General features: G+C 62.4%; 17 protein-coding genes. 10 read left to right on the top strand and 7 right to left on the bottom strand.

Features of this window, described 5'->3' with window-relative positions; genetic code table 11:
* Window positions 1-212: 212 nt before the first annotated feature.
* From ACZRN6_RS32705 to ACZRN6_RS32695, 3 genes are all read right to left on the bottom strand, one after another.
* On the bottom strand, window positions 213-773 hold the full coding sequence (locus ACZRN6_RS32705) for a cytochrome b (protein ID WP_322146143.1): 561 nt from the start codon (window positions 771-773) through the stop codon (window positions 213-215).
* A 123-nt stretch (window positions 774-896) separates the two neighbouring features.
* On the bottom strand, window positions 897-1,724 hold the full coding sequence (phnX, locus tag ACZRN6_RS32700) for a phosphonoacetaldehyde hydrolase (RefSeq protein ID WP_322146142.1): 828 nt from the start codon (window positions 1,722-1,724) through the stop codon (window positions 897-899).
* A gap of 27 nt (window positions 1,725-1,751) precedes the next feature.
* A complete protein-coding gene (locus tag ACZRN6_RS32695; RefSeq protein ID WP_322146141.1) occupies window positions 1,752-2,861 on the bottom strand; it encodes a 2-aminoethylphosphonate--pyruvate transaminase in 1,110 nt (369 codons plus the stop codon).
* Between the two features lie 111 nt (window positions 2,862-2,972).
* On the opposite strand from ACZRN6_RS32695, the gene ACZRN6_RS32690 reads away from it, so the two are divergent.
* The 3 genes from ACZRN6_RS32690 (at window position 2,973) to ACZRN6_RS32680 (ending at window position 4,922) form a co-directional block, all read left to right on the top strand.
* Complete coding sequence (locus ACZRN6_RS32690) at window positions 2,973-3,830, top strand: LysR substrate-binding domain-containing protein (protein ID WP_464009743.1); 858 nt, start codon at window positions 2,973-2,975, stop codon at window positions 3,828-3,830.
* 38 nt (window positions 3,831-3,868) lie between these two features.
* Window positions 3,869-4,105 carry a hypothetical protein gene (locus tag ACZRN6_RS32685; RefSeq protein ID WP_464009742.1) on the top strand — a complete coding sequence of 79 codons (237 nt, stop codon included), beginning with the start codon at window positions 3,869-3,871 and terminating at the stop codon, window positions 4,103-4,105.
* A gap of 109 nt (window positions 4,106-4,214) precedes the next feature.
* Window positions 4,215-4,922 (top strand): YebC/PmpR family DNA-binding transcriptional regulator, encoded by a 708-nt coding sequence (locus tag ACZRN6_RS32680; RefSeq protein WP_322146139.1) that lies wholly within the window; start codon window positions 4,215-4,217, stop codon window positions 4,920-4,922.
* 131 nt (window positions 4,923-5,053) lie between these two features.
* Here ACZRN6_RS32680 and ACZRN6_RS32675 read toward each other — a convergent pair whose 3' ends face one another.
* A complete protein-coding gene (locus ACZRN6_RS32675; protein ID WP_322146138.1) occupies window positions 5,054-6,367 on the bottom strand; it encodes a leucine-rich repeat-containing protein kinase family protein in 1,314 nt (437 codons plus the stop codon).
* A gap of 10 nt (window positions 6,368-6,377) precedes the next feature.
* A complete protein-coding gene (gene zapE / locus ACZRN6_RS32670) occupies window positions 6,378-7,493 on the bottom strand; it encodes a cell division protein ZapE (protein ID WP_464009741.1) in 1,116 nt (371 codons plus the stop codon).
* Between the two features lie 198 nt (window positions 7,494-7,691).
* Between zapE and ACZRN6_RS32665 the strand changes: the two genes are divergently transcribed.
* The 7 genes from ACZRN6_RS32665 to ACZRN6_RS32635 are packed head-to-tail and all read left to right on the top strand — an operon-like array spanning window position 7,692 to window position 14,041.
* Complete coding sequence (locus ACZRN6_RS32665; RefSeq protein WP_464009745.1) at window positions 7,692-8,192, top strand: Csu type fimbrial protein; 501 nt, start codon at window positions 7,692-7,694, stop codon at window positions 8,190-8,192.
* The gene (locus ACZRN6_RS32660) at window positions 8,186-8,728 is read left to right on the top strand and encodes a spore coat protein U domain-containing protein (RefSeq protein ID WP_322146135.1); all 543 of its coding nucleotides are present in this window, start codon (window positions 8,186-8,188) and stop codon (window positions 8,726-8,728) included. Before ACZRN6_RS32665 ends, ACZRN6_RS32660 begins: the two co-directional genes overlap by 7 nt.
* Before the next feature lie 18 nt (window positions 8,729-8,746).
* The gene (locus ACZRN6_RS32655) at window positions 8,747-9,283 is read left to right on the top strand and encodes a Csu type fimbrial protein (protein WP_322146134.1); all 537 of its coding nucleotides are present in this window, start codon (window positions 8,747-8,749) and stop codon (window positions 9,281-9,283) included.
* A 4-nt stretch (window positions 9,284-9,287) separates the two neighbouring features.
* Window positions 9,288-9,788, top strand: coding sequence for a Csu type fimbrial protein (locus tag ACZRN6_RS32650; RefSeq protein ID WP_322146133.1), 501 nt, complete (start codon window positions 9,288-9,290; stop codon window positions 9,786-9,788).
* Between the two features lie 26 nt (window positions 9,789-9,814).
* Complete coding sequence (locus tag ACZRN6_RS32645) at window positions 9,815-10,600, top strand: fimbrial biogenesis chaperone (protein WP_322146132.1); 786 nt, start codon at window positions 9,815-9,817, stop codon at window positions 10,598-10,600.
* Between the two features lie 41 nt (window positions 10,601-10,641).
* A complete protein-coding gene (locus ACZRN6_RS32640; RefSeq protein ID WP_464009740.1) occupies window positions 10,642-13,035 on the top strand; it encodes a fimbria/pilus outer membrane usher protein in 2,394 nt (797 codons plus the stop codon).
* Between the two features lie 52 nt (window positions 13,036-13,087).
* Window positions 13,088-14,041, top strand: a complete 954-nt coding sequence (locus ACZRN6_RS32635; RefSeq protein ID WP_322148721.1) for a Csu type fimbrial protein — start codon at window positions 13,088-13,090, stop codon at window positions 14,039-14,041.
* Here the strand turns inward: ACZRN6_RS32635 and ACZRN6_RS32630 are convergent.
* Together ACZRN6_RS32630 and ACZRN6_RS32625 are read right to left on the bottom strand one after the other, a co-directional pair.
* A complete protein-coding gene (locus tag ACZRN6_RS32630) occupies window positions 14,038-14,790 on the bottom strand; it encodes an anti-sigma factor family protein (protein WP_464009739.1) in 753 nt (250 codons plus the stop codon). The two genes, ACZRN6_RS32635 and ACZRN6_RS32630, sit on opposite strands and share 4 nt — an antisense overlap.
* The gene (locus tag ACZRN6_RS32625) at window positions 14,787-15,293 is read right to left on the bottom strand and encodes an RNA polymerase sigma factor (RefSeq protein ID WP_464009738.1); all 507 of its coding nucleotides are present in this window, start codon (window positions 15,291-15,293) and stop codon (window positions 14,787-14,789) included. Before ACZRN6_RS32625 ends, ACZRN6_RS32630 begins: the two co-directional genes overlap by 4 nt.
* Between the last annotated feature and the right edge of the window lie 28 nt (window positions 15,294-15,321).

Here is a 15,321-nt window from a genome sequence, read left to right as displayed (position 1 = left end):
CCGAGCCTAAGCGAGGTGCCGAGTGGTGGGGCAAGAGCCTTTTGGTTACTTTTGGGCTCCTTTCAAAAGTGACCCGCTGTAAGAGCGGAACCCATCTAAACCATCACCGAAAAAACGGATATGCCCCCCACCCGACCCAGCCCCAACACAAATTATGCGTCGATACCTATGGCTATCGCAGGCAACCTCCCTCCCACATCCAGTCGCAGAGTTTACTGACTGCTCTCTCGCTTGCCGGGCATCATCCGCAACGCAGTATTGTCGCGCAGCATGTAGTGGTGAACGATCGCGGCCAACGCATGCAGTCCGATCAACCAGTAACCGATCTTGCCGAACAGCACATGCCAGCTTTCAATCTCCTTGGCCAACGCCTTGTTTTCGGCAATCAGTGGCGGTAACTCAATGCCGTAGAACATCACCGAATGCCCCTCGGCACTGACGATCAGCCAGCCGGCGATGGGCATGCCGATCATCAAGGCGTACAGCGCCATGTGCATCAGGGTCGCGAGGAGGGTTTGCCACTGCGGCGGGGCCGGCACGATCTTCGGCGCCACGCCCAGGCTGCGGGCGAACAACCGTAGCCACACCAGCACAAACACGGTCAGGCCGAACATGAAGTGCATTTCCACGATCAACGTACGTGCACCGCTGCCTTTGGGAAACTGCCCGCGTAACTCAATGCAGGCGTAGACCACCGCCAGCAGCACCACCATCAGCCAGTGCAACGCAATCGACATGGTGCTGTAACGCGTATCGGAATTTTTCCAGGGCATCGCTTTCTTCCTCACTCATCAGGGCAAACCTCCGTTCTTTCGCGACGGAGTCCTTTCAATGTAAGCCTGTTTTACGAGGTTTGCCCGTGAGAGGAGGGCGCAGAGGCGATCTTTTGATCTCGATCAGTTGCCCTGCGGCATTTCACCCCGCGCCAGGCGTTGGTTAATGTCGGCAACAACGTCGGGCAGGTCGGTGATGGTGTCGATCATGTAGTGCGGGCGCGAGCCTTCGAACAGGGCCTGGATGCGCTTGCGTTCGCTGGCGAGTGTGTCCGCGTCCAGGGCACGGAACTGCTCGTAGGTCAGGCCCAGGGCGTTGCCCGAACAGGTCAGCGCCACGGTCCACATGCCGGCGCGACGGCCTTCAAGGATGCCCGGCACGGTGTCGTCGATCTTCACGCAGGCCGCTACATCATCAATTCCCAGGGCGATCACGTTGGCCAGGGCCTGGGCGGGCCACGGGCGGCCTTTGGGCACTTCGTCGGTGGCCACCACGTGGTCGGCGACGTAGCCATTGGCGGCGGCCAGCTCGACCACCTTGTCCATCACCTGCTTGGGGTAGCCGGAGCACGAGCCGATCTTGATCCCTTGCTTGCGCAGGCTGGCGATGGTGTCCAGGGCGCCGGGGATCAGTGCCGAATGTTCGGCGATTTTCTCGATCTGCAGTGGCATGAAGCGCTGGTAGATAGCGGTCACGTCGTCGTCGGTCGGCGTGCGGCCAAAAGCCTTGCGATAACGCTCGGCCACCTGCGGCTGGTCGCACAGGGTGCGGATGTGGTCCCACTTGCCCATGCCCATCGGGCCGCGGGCTTCTTCGATGGAAACCTGCACGTCGAACTCGGCGAAGGCCTCGACAAAAATCTGCGTGGGGGCGAACGAGCCGAAGTCGACCACGGTGCCGGCCCAGTCGAGGATCGCGGCTTGAAGCTGGGTTGGGTTTGCGTAGTTCATGGTTCAGATCCTGTTAGAGGTTGGCAGTCAGATGTCGAGCACGTTCATTTCTTGCAGCACCTCGGCCACCGCCGCGACCGCAGCTTGCATCTCGGCCCGGTTCACATGGCCGATGCAGCCCACGCGGAAGGTTTCGACCTGGGTCAATTTGCCGGGGTAGAGGATGAAACCCTTGGCCTTGACCCGCTCGTAGAACTCCTTGAACTGGTAGCGCGGGTCTTTCGGTGCATGGAAGGTGACGATGATCGGCGCCTGGATCGCGGCAGGCAGGAAGCTGCGCAGGCCGAGCTCGGCCATGCCTTCCAGCAGCGCCTGGCAATTGTCGGCGTAGCGCTGGTGCCGGGCGGGCAAACCGCCTTCTTCGTTGTATTGCAGCAGGGCTTCGTGCAGCGCCGCCACCACGTGGGTCGGCGGGGTGAAGCGCCACTGGCCGGTCTTGGCCATGTAGCTGTGCTGGTCAAACAGGTCCATCGCCAGGGAATGGCTGTTGCCTTGGGCAACGGCCAACGCCTGCTTTTCAGCGAACACAAAGCCCATGCCCGGTACGCCTTCCAGGCACTTGCCCGAGGCAGCGATCAGGGCGTCGAACGGCACTTCGCGGGCGTCGATTGGCAAGGCACCGAAGGAACTCATGGCGTCGATGATCAGGCGCTTGCCATGGCGGGCGATAACCTGGGCGATCTCGGGCAGCGGGTTGAGAATCCCGGTGCTGGTTTCGCAATGGATCAGCGCGACATGGGTGATGCCCTTGTCGGCGTGCAGCAGGCGGTCGACGTCGGCGGCGGTGGTGGGTTCGTTTTCAGCGGTTTCAAAGGTGCTGAACGCGCGGCCGAGCACTTCGCAGATCTTCGCCAGGCGCTTGCCGTAGGCGCCGTTGATCAGCACCAGCACCTTGCCGTCCCGTGGGACCAGAGTGCCAATGGCCGCTTCCACGGCGAAGGTGCCACTGCCTTGCAATGGCACGCAATTGTGGCTGTGGGTCCCATTGACGATCACCAGCAGTTGCTCGCAGAGGCTGGCGGTCAGTTGGTTGAAGCGGTCATCCCATGAACCCCAGTCGACCATCATGGCCTGGCGGGTGCGGGCCGAGGTAGTCAAGGGCCCGGGGGTCAGCAGGATCGGCGCGGCAGTACTCATTCTATGTTCTCGCAAAACGTTGGGATGAAGCTACGGGGCATAAATTGCAGTTTGGCTTGTCATCAATCAAATTGTTTGTTGTTATGCGAGCTATCAGTGAGGCCGATAGCTATGAACTTGTTCCAACTGCGTGCGTTTGACGCCGTGGCCCGCGAGGGCAGTTTTACCCGGGCGGCCGAGCGGTTATTCATCAGCCAGCCGGCAGTGACCGGGCATATCAAGGCGCTGGAAGAGCACTACCAGATTGCGCTGCTGCGGCGCACGGCCAGGCGCGTGGAGCTGACGGAGGAGGGCACCAAACTCGCCGCGATCACGCGCGCCATCTTCGGCCTGGTGGAAGAAGCGCAGACGTTACTGGAGGCCAACCGACAACTGCTCGCCGGGCGCCTGGAAGTCGCGGCAGACGGCCCGCACATGGTCATGCCGATGCTGGCCAGGCTGCGTGAACATTACCCGGGGATCACCGTCAATTTGCGCCTGGGCAATGCTCAGGAAACCCTGGCCGCGCTGTTGTCGGAACGTGCGGATGTGGCCGTGCTGACAGAGGTAGAGCCGCGCAAGGGGCTGCACCTGCAGCCGTTGATCGAGTCACGGATTTGCGCGTTGGTGCCGGCCGGTCATCCATGGTTGGCGCAGCCTGCGGGGATTCGGCTCAAGCAGTTGGATCAAGTGATCATGGTGCTGCGCGAGCCTGGCTCCATCACCCGACGCACGTTTGACGACGCCTGCGCCCAGACCGGCGTGCAGCCCAAGGTGTTGCTGGAACTGGACAGCCGTGAGGCGGTGACGGAAGCGGTGGCGGCTGAGTTGGGGGTTGGGGTGGTGTCGTCGATGGAGGTGAGTCGGGATCCACGGGTGCATGCGATTCCGATCCAGGGTGAGGGGCTGGTGAACCGGCATGTGATCGGGTGCATGGAGCGGCGGCGTAAGTTGCGGTTGATTCAGGCGTTTTTCGAGTTGGCGCCCTGAATGGGGGAGGGCCTCAAATTCAGCGCAAACTTTTGCGCATGATCTCCAGAAGCGTCGCCGTGCTCGGCGGGTTGCTGATTTCAGCTGCCGTCGCCCTGGTGATGGGCGCCTTGCACACCGCCAGCGTGGTGCTGGTGTTTATCGTGTTCGCCGGCGCGGCGCTGTTTTCCTTGCTGGTGTTGATGCCCTGCTGGAATGCCAGGCCGGCGGTGCTGGCGCAGGTGGGCGACTTCGTACCGGGCCGTGAGCGCACAATCAATCCCTTGCGCACCTGAGGGGCATGGCCGGTTTTTTGGTGGATTAGAGTGTTTCAGCGCTATAAACTCTGCCCCCAAAGCGCCGGCCAGTAGACGTCTCGGTGCGATGGATAGAAGAGAGTGAGTCATGGGCGCACAGTGGAAAGTCAAACATAAAGAAGCGGCATCCAATGCCAAGGGCAAGATCTTCGGCAAGCTGGTGAAAGAGATCACTATTGCCGCCCGCAACGGTGCCGACACCACCACCAACGCACATTTGCGCCTGGTGGTGGAGCAGGCCAAAAAGGCCTCGATGCCCAAGGAAACCCTGGAGCGCGCGATCAAGAAAGGCGCCGGTCTGCTCGGTGAGACCGTGCAATACCACCGCGTGACCTACGAAGGTTTTGCCCCGCACCAGGTGCCGCTGATCGTTGAATGCGTAACCGACAACATCAACCGCACCGTGGCGGAAATCCGCGTGGCGTTCCGCAAGGGGCAACTCGGTGCGTCCGGCTCCGTGGCATGGGACTTCAACCATGTGGGCCTGATCGAAGCCTCGCCGGAAAGCCCCGACGCCGATCCGGAAATGGCCGCGATTGAAGCCGGTGCCCAGGATTTCGAAGACGGCGAGGAAGAGGGCAGCACCCTGTTCATCACCGAGACCACCGACCTGGACGCCGTGCAGAAAGCCTTGCCGGAGCAGGGTTTTACGGTGTTGTCGGCCAAGCTGGGCTACATCGCGAAAAACCCGGTGAGCGGTTTGAGCGATGAGCAGATGGCCGAAGTCGAAGCCTTCCTGGAAGGTTTGGACAACCATGACGATGTGCAGGATATGTTTGTCGGGTTGGCGGGTTAATTCCAGTCTGAAGTGAACCCGGTCCAAATGTGGAAGCGGGCTTGCTCGCGAATGCGGTGTGTCAGTCGATACATACTTGGCTGATACACCGTATTCGCAAGCAAGCCCGCACACACGTTGGTTTAGCGCAGTTAGGAAGACCGCAACAGGGTTGTGATTTCCTCAAACCCGGGCCGGGCAAGCACATCCGGCTGGCAGCAGTTATCCCGCAAGCTTTCCAGTGCCACGCATTCCTCCTCGCTCAACCCCGCATCAATCCGTTCCAGCAACTCCCCCAGCAACACCCCGAACGCCCGCACTTCGATGCGCTGCAACGCCCGGGTTTCCTGGCTGTCGAGCGAGGCATGAAACGACGCGGCACCAAAATCCCCGAGCAGACACTCACCGGCTTCATTCCACAGAATGTTATGTCCGTACAAATCGCCGTGGGTGATGCCTTGCTCATGCAGGTGCGCCGCCACCGAGGCAATACCCCGAGCCATGCGTAACGCCACGTCGGCGCTGAAGCGTGTGGTCGGTTCGTAGATATCGCGGGTGCATGACGCCAGGCTCGGCAGGGCCGCAAGGTTGCGGTAGCTCGGTTCGATCAGTTGCATCACCAGCGCCGCCTGGCCTTCGGGATGGTCGACGACCCGGCCTTGCACCTTGATCAAATTGGCATGCAGCCCGGCAGCGATGCAGGCGTGCATTTCGTGCAGCGGCGAGCCGTCGCTGGTGATGCTGCCTTTATACAATTTGACCGCCACTGCCTTGGCCGGCCCGGTGGGCGGTATCCAGGACGCCTTGCGGATGATCCCGGAAGCGCCTTCGCCCAGCACTTCCCCCAACACCAATTGCGACCAGGGAATATTCGGCGTTGCGTCATCGCGGGCCACTTCCACGGCCATTTCCACCGGGTTGCCGGCATAGGCCAGCCAGGTCAGGCTCGGCAAGGTCAGCAGCCAGTCGGGCAGGTGGGTCAGGCGGTTGGAGGCGATGCGGATCAGTTCGAGCTTTTTGCACTGGGCCAGGCTTGGCGGCAGGTCTTCGAGGTGGTTACCGGCCAGCATCAGTTTTTGCAGCAACGGCCGTTCGCCCAGCTCGCTCGGCAACTGGCTGATGCGGTTATCGGTGAGGATCAGCCAGCGCAGCAGGGGCGGTAACGCAGCAGCAGGGACGCGGCTGATCTGGTTCGACTTAAAGCCGATCATGCTCAACTGCGCGCATTGGCCCAGGCATTCCGGCAATTCGGTAAAGGCGTTTTCCGAACAGAACAGCACGCGCAAATGCGGCAGGCGGTGCAGGTCATCCGGCAGGCTGCTGAGGGCATTGCCGGTGAGGTTGAGGATTTCCAGGGAGTCGGCCAGGTCGAAGATTTCCCGGGGGAACTCGGTCAGCCCGCAGCGCAGGTCCAGGCGTTTGATACCGGCCAATTGGCCGGCCTTGAGTTGGGCAAGGGTATCCATGAACAGCGCGTCACTCGGCAATAGGGGCGTGAATGGCGCTCATGATAGCGGGTTGCGGGCCGATCTTCTGCAACTGCCCCAGCCGGCTGGCGGTGCGTGCCAGGTCAATTGCCTGGCCGCTGAGGGATTCTTCCAGCGGCTGCTCGCCGATCAGCACCAAGTGTTTGTCCTGGTCGTAAAGCACATCTATCAGGTTGATGAACCGTTGCTGGGTGGCAATCGGGCTGTCTGCCAGGCAGGGCACACCGTCGATGACCCAGCGATCGTAGTCGCGGCACAGCTGCAGATAGTCCATGACGGCGGTCGGTTGGTCGCACAGGTCGCCGAAGGTGAAGGCGATGCAGCGGCCCTGATGCCAGCGGGCGGTCAGTTGCCGGGCGCCGACGGTCAGGCTTATAGCGGCGTGACCCGCTGACCGCAGCCCCAAGGCTTCGCGTTGCGCAGGCGTACCCGGCCAGACGAACTGCCCAGCGGTGAAACGCTGATCGCCATGGGCCTGGGCCAGGCCACGATAATCCTGGGGCGCGCTGACTTCCATCACGTCCATGCGCGCACTGATCAGCTCGATGACCGGCTTGAAGCGTTGGTGGTACAACGGGTTCGGCAACAACCCGGCGGGCGGGTAGTTGGAGGTCACCAATACCAGCACGCCACGCCGGAACAGCGCCTTGAACAAGCGGCTGATCAGCATCGCATCGCCGATGTCGTGCACATGAAACTCATCGAAGCACAGCACACGACAGCCATCGAGCAGCTCATCCAGGGTCACGGCCAGGGCATCGCGCTGCTGGCGATGGCTGAACATGCCCTGGTGCAGCCGGGCGAAAAAATCGTGGAAGTGCACGCGTTGTTTCTCGGCAAGCGGCAGTGCCAGGAAAAAACCATCGAGCAACCAGCTTTTGCCCCGACCGACGGCGCCGTACAGGTACAGGCTGCGGGTAGGGCACCCGGCCAGCAGGTGTGCGGCTTGCCGGGCCATGGTCTCGATGACCTGTAACTGGCTGGGGCTGAGGGTGTAGCCCTGTTGCCGGGCCTTGCCCAAAAAAAATGCCGTGATGCCGGGGTCGGCAACGGGCGCTGCAGGTTTACCCAGCAACCGTTTAAGCAGGGGCGGTAAAGCAGCCAATGGTTGTCACTCTGTGTTTCGGTGGTCACTCACTTTAGAGCGCCGATTGCGGTTTGACCAATAGAGAAGTACGCCGCGAGCTCTCTGGAAACGGCATGACCTGACTGGCGGATTCCTCTTGAGTGACTAACCTCATACACAGCAGTCACCCCTGTACAAGGATTTGGGGCAGTGAAAGGACACGCAGTCTTGGCAGTCATGAGCGCGATGCTCTGCAACACGGTTTATGGTGCACAGCTCCAGGTGGAGGTGCGTATCGACGTGCAGCGCGGTTGCCAATTGGTCGGCACCACGCGTGACGCAGGCATCGAGCAACTCGGCGTGCTGGATTTTGGCAGTGGCTCCCGGCTGGATGACCCGGCAGGCCCGTTGAGCGCCGCCTTGATCAGCCAGCGCCAGCCACGCCTGGAATGCAACCCGGATACGCCGTATCAGATGCGTGTCGACGGCGGCTTGCATGGCGGCGTCGGCGAAGTGCGTTACCTGGGCGCCACGGCGCCTTCGATCAAACCCATTCCCTATCGTATTTATGTCGACGCCGCGCGCCGCATCCCCTTGGCGGTGGACGTACCGGTGAGTGGCCGCGTGCCCGACTCCGGCACGGTAGACCTGCCCCTCTACGGGCGCATCGAGCCGCTCAAGGACATCCCGGCCGTGGGGCGTTATTCCGACCTGCTCAAAGTGACGGTGACATGGTAAGCCGCGGCTTGGCCTTCGTGGCGCTGGGCGGCCTGTTGCTGCTGGCCGATGACGCCCAGGCGGCGGTCGCCGGGCAGATTCATGCACGGCTGGTGATCACCGCCAGTTGCCAGGTAAGCAAAGGCACCGACAGCGCGCCGGTCAGCCCGGACGGCGGCTCGGCCTTGCTCGACTTTGGGAGCCACGGGCCCACGTGGGACAACCGCCTGGGTGCCGGCATCAGTGACGGCGACAAGGCGGCCCTGGCGGTGTCGTGCAATCCCTCGGTGGTGAGCAGTTTCACCGTGACAATCGACGGTGGCGCCCACGGCGACGGCACCACGCGGCGCCTGAGCAACGGCCGGCAAACCATTCCGTATCGGCTGTCGGCCGATTCCGCGGGCCTGCGCACTTACAGCATCGGCCAGCAACGCAATTTCGTCGTGACCAAGGGCGCACAGGTACCGATCCCGGTATTCGGCTCGGTGGTGGCGAATACCAGGGCCCTACCGGCCGGCATCTACACAGACACCCTGACGGTGACTCTGGATTGGTAAATCATGAGGATGGACATCATGCATGCACTTGTATCGAAAGCAGTTTTCCCATTAATCGCGCTGGCGTGGGTGTCGGGCGCCCAGGCGGCGACCACCGTCACGGGGCAGATCAGTTCCACCCTGATCCTTACCAACAGCTGCCTGGTCAATGGCGCCGCCGGCACCACGGGCTTGAACTTCGGTACGATCAATTTCGGCACCACCAACAGCCAGTTCACCACGGCGACCGGCCAAGTGCTGGGCGGTGGCGGTGGCGCGTTGTCGATCCAGTGTTCTTCGGGCACTTCGCCGGTGATCACCGTGGGTGCAGGCTCCCATGACGGCCAATCCACTGGCGGCTCCCGCGCGCTGTATGACGGCGTGGCCAATTTCGTGCCGTATGACTTCTACACCGACTCCGGGCATTCGACGCTCCTGGCGATCAACGGCACCATCAATGTGGGCGCGAGCACGGGCTTGGCGCAAACCGTGAATATCTACGGCCAGGCCGTGGGCAAGACGGGGCTGCCGGCCGGCACCTACACCGACACGGTGTCTGTCCAGTTGACGTTCTAAAACCATGAGGCGTGCCTGCTGTACGACGCTTTTGGTGATGGTGGGTTGGGGTCTGCCGTTGTCGCTGCTGGCGGTCACCAGCCAGACGTTACAGGTCAGCGCGACGATAGCCGCGGGATGCCTGGTGGTGGGCGGCGGGACGAATTACGGCAGCCTCGCGTTCGGCACGTATTCGGCGCTGGCCACCAGCACGGTCTCGGTGGCGTTGAGCAGTGGGGTAACGCTGCAATGCACGCCAGGGGTCACGTTGAACATGAGCGTCGATGGCGGCTTGCACAACGTCAGCGGCCGGCGCATGCAGCTCAATAGCGGCAGCGCCCAAGTGGCGTATCAACTGTTTCAAGACGCGGCGCTGAGTCAGAGCCTGGGGGTCAGCCAGAGCGTCAGCGTGGCCTACAGCAACGCAAACGCGATAACCCTGCCGATCTACGGCCGGGTGGTATTACCGGGTAATCAGCCTGGGGGGACGTACAGCGACGTGCTGCAGGTGCAGCTGTCCTGGTAAGGCGATTGGCATAAGGAGTGGAATCTATGTTTGCAGCTTCCCGGCGGTATTGGGTCGCGGGTTTTATCGGTTTGGTGGGATTGGGAGCCGGACAAGCCCAGGCCGCCAGCTCGGTGCTGATCTGGCCCATTGACCCGGTGCTGGAGGCCGACCAACAGGCCAGCGCCTTGTGGTTGGAGAACCGCGGTACAGAGACCGCGAACCTGCAAATCCGGGTGTTTGCCTGGAGCCAGGGCGGGTTTGACGAGCAGTACCAGAACCAACGTGATGTGATTGGCAGCCCGCCGGTGGCGAAGATCGAACCGGGGCAAAAGCAGCTGGTGCGCTTGACCCGTACCCGCGAAATACCGCCAGGCCAGGAACTGGCCTACCGGATCATCATTGACGAGATTCCTGCCGCGATCCCTGAAACCCCTGCCGCCGATGGCAAGACAGCCGCTGCCATCCGTTTTCAGATGCGTTATTCGGTGCCCTTGTTTGCGTATGGCGCGGGCCTGTGGAGCAAGGATGACGCCACTCGCCAGCGCGACCCCAAGGGCGCGGGCAAGCCCGACCTGAGCTGGAAGAAGGTCACGGTGGCCGGGCGCAACTATGTGGAGATGCGCAACCAGGGCGCCGTGCATGCACGGCTTACCGATGTGGCGTTCAAGCAGGGTGGGCAAACCCGGCCACTGGTGGATGGCCTTCTGGGCTACGTGCTGCCGGGCGCAACCATGCGCTGGCCGGTACCTGAGGGCGTGCAGGCCGATCAACCGTTACAAGTGCGAGTCAATGGCGCAACGCAACTGGAGAATCTCGCACCCGCACGGTAGCGCAACGGAATAGGGCATGGAGTAGCCCTTGGTCTTAACGGATGGAGATGTCCATTGATGGACACAATGCCTTGGTGAGCCAAGATCGGGCTCGTAGTCTGTGGCGATCGGTGTGGGTGGTGGGTGGGCTGTCTAGCCTGGCGCTTGCGCCGGTTGGCGTGGCCGCGACGTTGCCGCCGCCCCCCAGCAGTATGGAGGCTGTAGCCGATGCACAGTTGTTCCTGGAACTGGTGGTCAACCAGTTGGACACTGGCCGCGTGGTCGCCGTTGATCAACGCGGCGGCGGCCTGTTTCTGCCTGCGGCAACGTTACGGGACGTGGGCATGAAACTGCCGGCCGACATCACCACCGAGGTCGCACTGGACCACGTTCCCGGCCTGCATACCGATTATGACAGCCAGGGCCAGCGCCTGATGCTGACGGTACCGCCGGCGTGGTTGCCGGAGCAGTTCATCGGCAACCGCGATAACTACCCGCGCACCCAGGCACTCACCAGTTTTGGGGCGCTGCTCAACTACGATGCCTACCTTAATGACACGGATGACGCTGGCACCTACCTGGGTATCTTCAACGAAGTGCGGCTGTTCGACACGTGGGGCACGCTGTCCAATACCGGCCAATACCGCACCACCTTTGGCGGTCAAACCAGCGGCAGCACCCTGGACAACGGCTATCGGCGCTATGACACCACCTGGCGCTTTTCCGACGATGAACGCCTGCTGACGTATGAGGCGGGCGACGTGATCAGCGGCGCGTTGCCGTGGAGCAGTTCGGTGCGCCTGGGCGGGGTGCAAGTGTCGCGGGACTTCGGCGTTCGCCCGGACCTGGTGACCTACCCCTTGCCACAGTTTGCCGGCGAGGCGGCGGTACCGTCGTCGGTAGACCTGTTTATCAACGGGTACAAGTCCAGCAGTGCCGACCTGCAGCCGGGCCCCTACACTTTGACCAACGTACCGTTTATCAACGGTGCTGGCGAAGCCGTGGTGGTCACCACCGATGCATTGGGCCGTCAGGTTTCAACCACCGTACCGTTCTACGTCACCAGTACGTTGCTGCAAAAAGGCTTGTCGGACTTTTCGGTGGCGGCCGGCAATTTGCGGCGGGACTACACCATTCGGGATTTTGGCTACGGGCCGGGCGTGGCCAGCGGCACGTTCCGCTACGGGGTGTCGGACTCCTTCACCCTGGAAAGCCACGCCGAGGCCTCGGGCGACCTGACCCTGGGTGGGCTGGGCGGCAACGTGCGGCTGGGCAACTACGGGGTGCTCAATACGGCCCTCAGCCAAAGCCAGTTCGGCAACGAGAATGGCCAGCAACTGAGCTTCGGTTATCAATACAGCAACCAGCGCTACAGCCTGTCTTACCAGCGAGTTGAGCGGCGCGACCAGTACGCCGACCTGACCCTGGTAGACACGCCTTACGCCAGCCTCAGCAAGCGCAGCGAGCAGGTGACCCTGAGCCTGAACCTCAACGACTTTGGCAGCATCGGCGCCGGTTATTTTGATGTACAGGCGGCCGATGACTCCCGCACCCGGTTGTTGAACCTCACGTGGAGCAAGCAGTTGTGGCGCAACACCAGTTTTTACCTGTCGGCTAACCGCGAGATCGGCGACAGCAACTGGGCCGTGCAAGCGCAATTAGTGGTGCCGTTCGACATCTACGGCAGCCTGGCCCTGAGTAATGAGCGCAGCCAGGCTGGCGAGAGCCGCCAGCGCGTCAACTACAGCCGCTCGGTACCGTCCGAGGGCGGGGTGGGCTACAACCTGGGTTACGCCAGTGGCGACGGGCCAGCCTATCGCCAGGCCGACCTGACCTGGCGCATGCAGTCGGTGCAGTTGCAGGCAGGCGTCTACGGCAGCAGTGACGCCGAGACCCGTTGGGCGGATGCCAGCGGCTCGTTGGTGTGGATGGACAACCAAGTGTTCGCGGCCAACCGGGTCAATGATGCCTTCGTGGTGGTGAGCACCGACGGGTACGCCGGGGTACCGGTGCTCTACGAAAACCAGCGGGTGGGTGAAACCGACCGCAACGGGCACCTGCTGGTGCCGTGGAGCAGTGCCTACTACCGGGGCAAGTACGAAATCGACCCGTTGAACCTGCCGGTCAACGTGCAGACCCCGAATGTCGAACAGCGCGTGGCGGTGCGTCGCGGCAGCGGCTACTTGCTGGAGTTCCCGGTGCGCCGGGTGATCGCGGCCAGTATCACTCTGGTAGACGCCCAGCATCAGGACTTGCCCCTGGGCAGCCAGGTACGCCATGAGCAAACCGGGGCGCGGGCGGTGGTGGGGTGGGATGGCCTGGTGTACCTGGAGAACCTGGCGGCCCACAACACCTTGCAGGTCACCCTGGGTGAGGGTCGTACCTGCCAGGCAACGTTCGACCTGGATACCAACGAGGAGCAGGTGCCGCTGATCGGGCCGCTGGTTTGCCAATGACATAAGGAGTGTGGGTGTGCGGGGCAAGGAATGGGTGTTTGCAGTGCTGGTGATGGTGAGCCTGGCTTTCGTGCAGCAGGCACAAGCCTTGTGTTCGGTGGGAGCGACCGTACCTGCAAGCTTTGGCACGGCGGTGAGCTCGATAAGCGTGCGCACCACCGCACAGACCAGCTCGACCAACTCTGGCGGCTTGAACTGCACCTCGGCCCTGATTTCGCTACTGGCCTCCACCGACCACTTCTACGCCACCATCACCGGCTCCTCGCAAGGCGGCATGGTGGGGCCGAGCGGTGATGTGATCAGCTATACGGTGTATGCCAACAACACCACCAGCTTTCCGATGGCCCGGGGCACCGTATTTGACTTTGGCGGCCCTGGCGGCATCGCACAAACAGCCGGGCTGATTTCCGGGCCGGGCACCAAAACCTTGCCGCTTTACATGAGCACGACTATCGGCAGTAACGTGGCAGCAGGCACCTATAGCGAGACCTTGAGTATTTTCTGGAACTGGAACTATTGCTCGGGTATTGGCATTGGCGGCATTTGTTTGGGGCGGGACATCAGCAGCGGCACCACCACCCTGACCGTCAGCGTGACGGTGGCTAACGACTGCACCATCACCGCACCGAATATCGCCTTTGGCAGCGCCCCGGTGATCAGCGGTTTCGCCCCCGTGACCGGGCAAGCCAGCATTGCCTGCACCAAGGGCAGCGCTTACACCGTGGGCATCAGCGACGGCCAGAACCCGGTGAGCGTGGGTGGGCAGCGGCGGATGATCTCGGGGAGCAACTTCCTCAATTACGATATTTTCAAAAGCGCCACCACCACGCGCTGGGGCAGTGTGAGCACCGCGCGGCGCGCCAGCTCCACGGCTGAAGTGAACCCCGGAAATGGCCTGGGCACCGGCAGCCAGGTGTTCAACTTCAACGCGGCGATCTATACCAACCAGGCCACGCCACCGGCAGGCACCTACCTGGATAACGTGGTGCTGGATGTTGGCTTTTAGAACCGCATCGTCTGCTTGAGCATGTGTGTGGTGGATGGGTCTTGCGGGCTGACCATCGCATAGTTATAGCCCGCTCCCGACCAGTACTCGGCCTGCAGTCCGTCGGCGCTGCGGCTGCCGCGGGGCAGAAGTTTGTTTTCCGGGCCCGGCGGGCGAATGTAGAAACTGATGCGCCGCCCTTGCGGGTCTTCATACAGCACCATGGCCGCTGCGCCTTGTTCGGTGCTCAACAGGCGCCCGCTGACCGCCTTGAACCCGGCCTGGCTCAGGTCCGGCAGGCGGTAGGCCTGGTTGAAGTAACGGTCGAGCCAGCCTTGCATGTCGCCGTCGCCTTGTACGCGGTAATCGGCGGGCAGGATGCCGTCTTGGGCAAACAGACGGTAGGCCTGCATGGCGTCGGCCATCGGCAGCACAGCCCCGGCGAGCGTCGCTTGCCGGGCTTGCCAGCCGCCAAGGCCGCCAACACTGACGGCGACCAACAGCACGGCGGCGCTTGCGAGGTGACGGCGTGATTGGCGCTTGATGCGTTGACGGATCAAGGCCGGGTCCAGCTCGGGGTTGGCCGGCTGTTGCAGCGCGCCGCTCAAGGACGCTCTTAGGTGCTGCGCATCCTGTTGCCAGGCGTGCACCTGGGCGGCGACCTCCGGGTGGGCCGCCAGCCAGGTGTCGAGCTGGCGGCGGTCGACGTCCAGAAGGTGGTGATCGACGTAGGCATGCAAATCGCGTTCGCTGGGGGGCAGGCTGATCATTTGAGTATCCGCAGGGCAGGGCTGGTGATTTCGCCGTCGCTTACCTGGCGCAGGGCCTGGCGTGCACGTGACAGGCGAGACATCACGGTGCCCACGGGCACCTCAAGGATGTCGGCGACTTCTTTGTAACTCAAGCCTTCCACCGACACCCACAGCAGCAGCGCGCGTTGTTCGGTGTTCAATTTGTCGAAGGCCTGCAGGGTCGATTGTGCGATGACGGTGCGTTCGACCGATGGCTGCGAATCATCGCGGCCAGTGAAAAACTCCAACATGCGCGTGTAACGCCGGGAACGCCGATGGGCGTCGAGAAACTGCCGGTAGAGGATCGAGAACAGCCAGGCGCGCAAGTCGCCTTCAAGGCGTTTGTCAGCCCAACTGATGATCGCGCGTTCAAGGCTGGCCTGTACCAGGTCGTCGGCGCTGCTGCTGTTACGCGTCAACGACACAGCAAATCGCCGCAACCTGGGGATGAATTCACGTAACTGTTCGTCAAGTTCGTGCATGGGGTGTCCTGCGGCTTCTCATCATTGG

This window comes from Pseudomonas sp. A125, from assembly GCF_055409485.1.
This window is presented reverse-complemented; position numbering and strand designations above follow the sequence as displayed.

Bases quoted from the DNA above. Each gene is read 5' to 3' on its own strand.
- ACZRN6_RS32630 (WP_464009739.1), bottom strand. From the start codon at position 14,790: ATGATCAGCCTGCCCCCCAGCGAACGCGATTTGCATGCCTACGTCGAT.
- ACZRN6_RS32635 (WP_322148721.1), top strand. From the start codon at position 13,088: ATGGTGAGCCTGGCTTTCGTGCAGCAGGCACAAGCCTTGTGTTCGGTG.
- ACZRN6_RS32675 (WP_322146138.1), bottom strand. From the start codon at position 6,367: ATGGATACCCTTGCCCAACTCAAGGCCGGCCAATTGGCCGGTATCAAA.
- phnX (WP_322146142.1), bottom strand. From the start codon at position 1,724: ATGAACTACGCAAACCCAACCCAGCTTCAAGCCGCGATCCTCGACTGG.
- ACZRN6_RS32695 (WP_322146141.1), bottom strand. From the start codon at position 2,861: ATGAGTACTGCCGCGCCGATCCTGCTGACCCCCGGGCCCTTGACTACC.
- ACZRN6_RS32680 (WP_322146139.1), top strand. From the start codon at position 4,215: ATGGGCGCACAGTGGAAAGTCAAACATAAAGAAGCGGCATCCAATGCC.
- ACZRN6_RS32640 (WP_464009740.1), top strand. From the start codon at position 10,642: ATGGAGATGTCCATTGATGGACACAATGCCTTGGTGAGCCAAGATCGG.
- ACZRN6_RS32665 (WP_464009745.1), top strand. From the start codon at position 7,692: ATGAGCGCGATGCTCTGCAACACGGTTTATGGTGCACAGCTCCAGGTG.
- ACZRN6_RS32625 (WP_464009738.1), bottom strand. From the start codon at position 15,293: ATGCACGAACTTGACGAACAGTTACGTGAATTCATCCCCAGGTTGCGG.
- ACZRN6_RS32660 (WP_322146135.1), top strand. From the start codon at position 8,186: ATGGTAAGCCGCGGCTTGGCCTTCGTGGCGCTGGGCGGCCTGTTGCTG.
- ACZRN6_RS32690 (WP_464009743.1), top strand. From the start codon at position 2,973: ATGAACTTGTTCCAACTGCGTGCGTTTGACGCCGTGGCCCGCGAGGGC.
- ACZRN6_RS32650 (WP_322146133.1), top strand. From the start codon at position 9,288: ATGAGGCGTGCCTGCTGTACGACGCTTTTGGTGATGGTGGGTTGGGGT.
- ACZRN6_RS32655 (WP_322146134.1), top strand. From the start codon at position 8,747: ATGCATGCACTTGTATCGAAAGCAGTTTTCCCATTAATCGCGCTGGCG.
- ACZRN6_RS32705 (WP_322146143.1), bottom strand. From the start codon at position 773: ATGCCCTGGAAAAATTCCGATACGCGTTACAGCACCATGTCGATTGCG.
- ACZRN6_RS32645 (WP_322146132.1), top strand. From the start codon at position 9,815: ATGTTTGCAGCTTCCCGGCGGTATTGGGTCGCGGGTTTTATCGGTTTG.
- ACZRN6_RS32685 (WP_464009742.1), top strand. From the start codon at position 3,869: ATGATCTCCAGAAGCGTCGCCGTGCTCGGCGGGTTGCTGATTTCAGCT.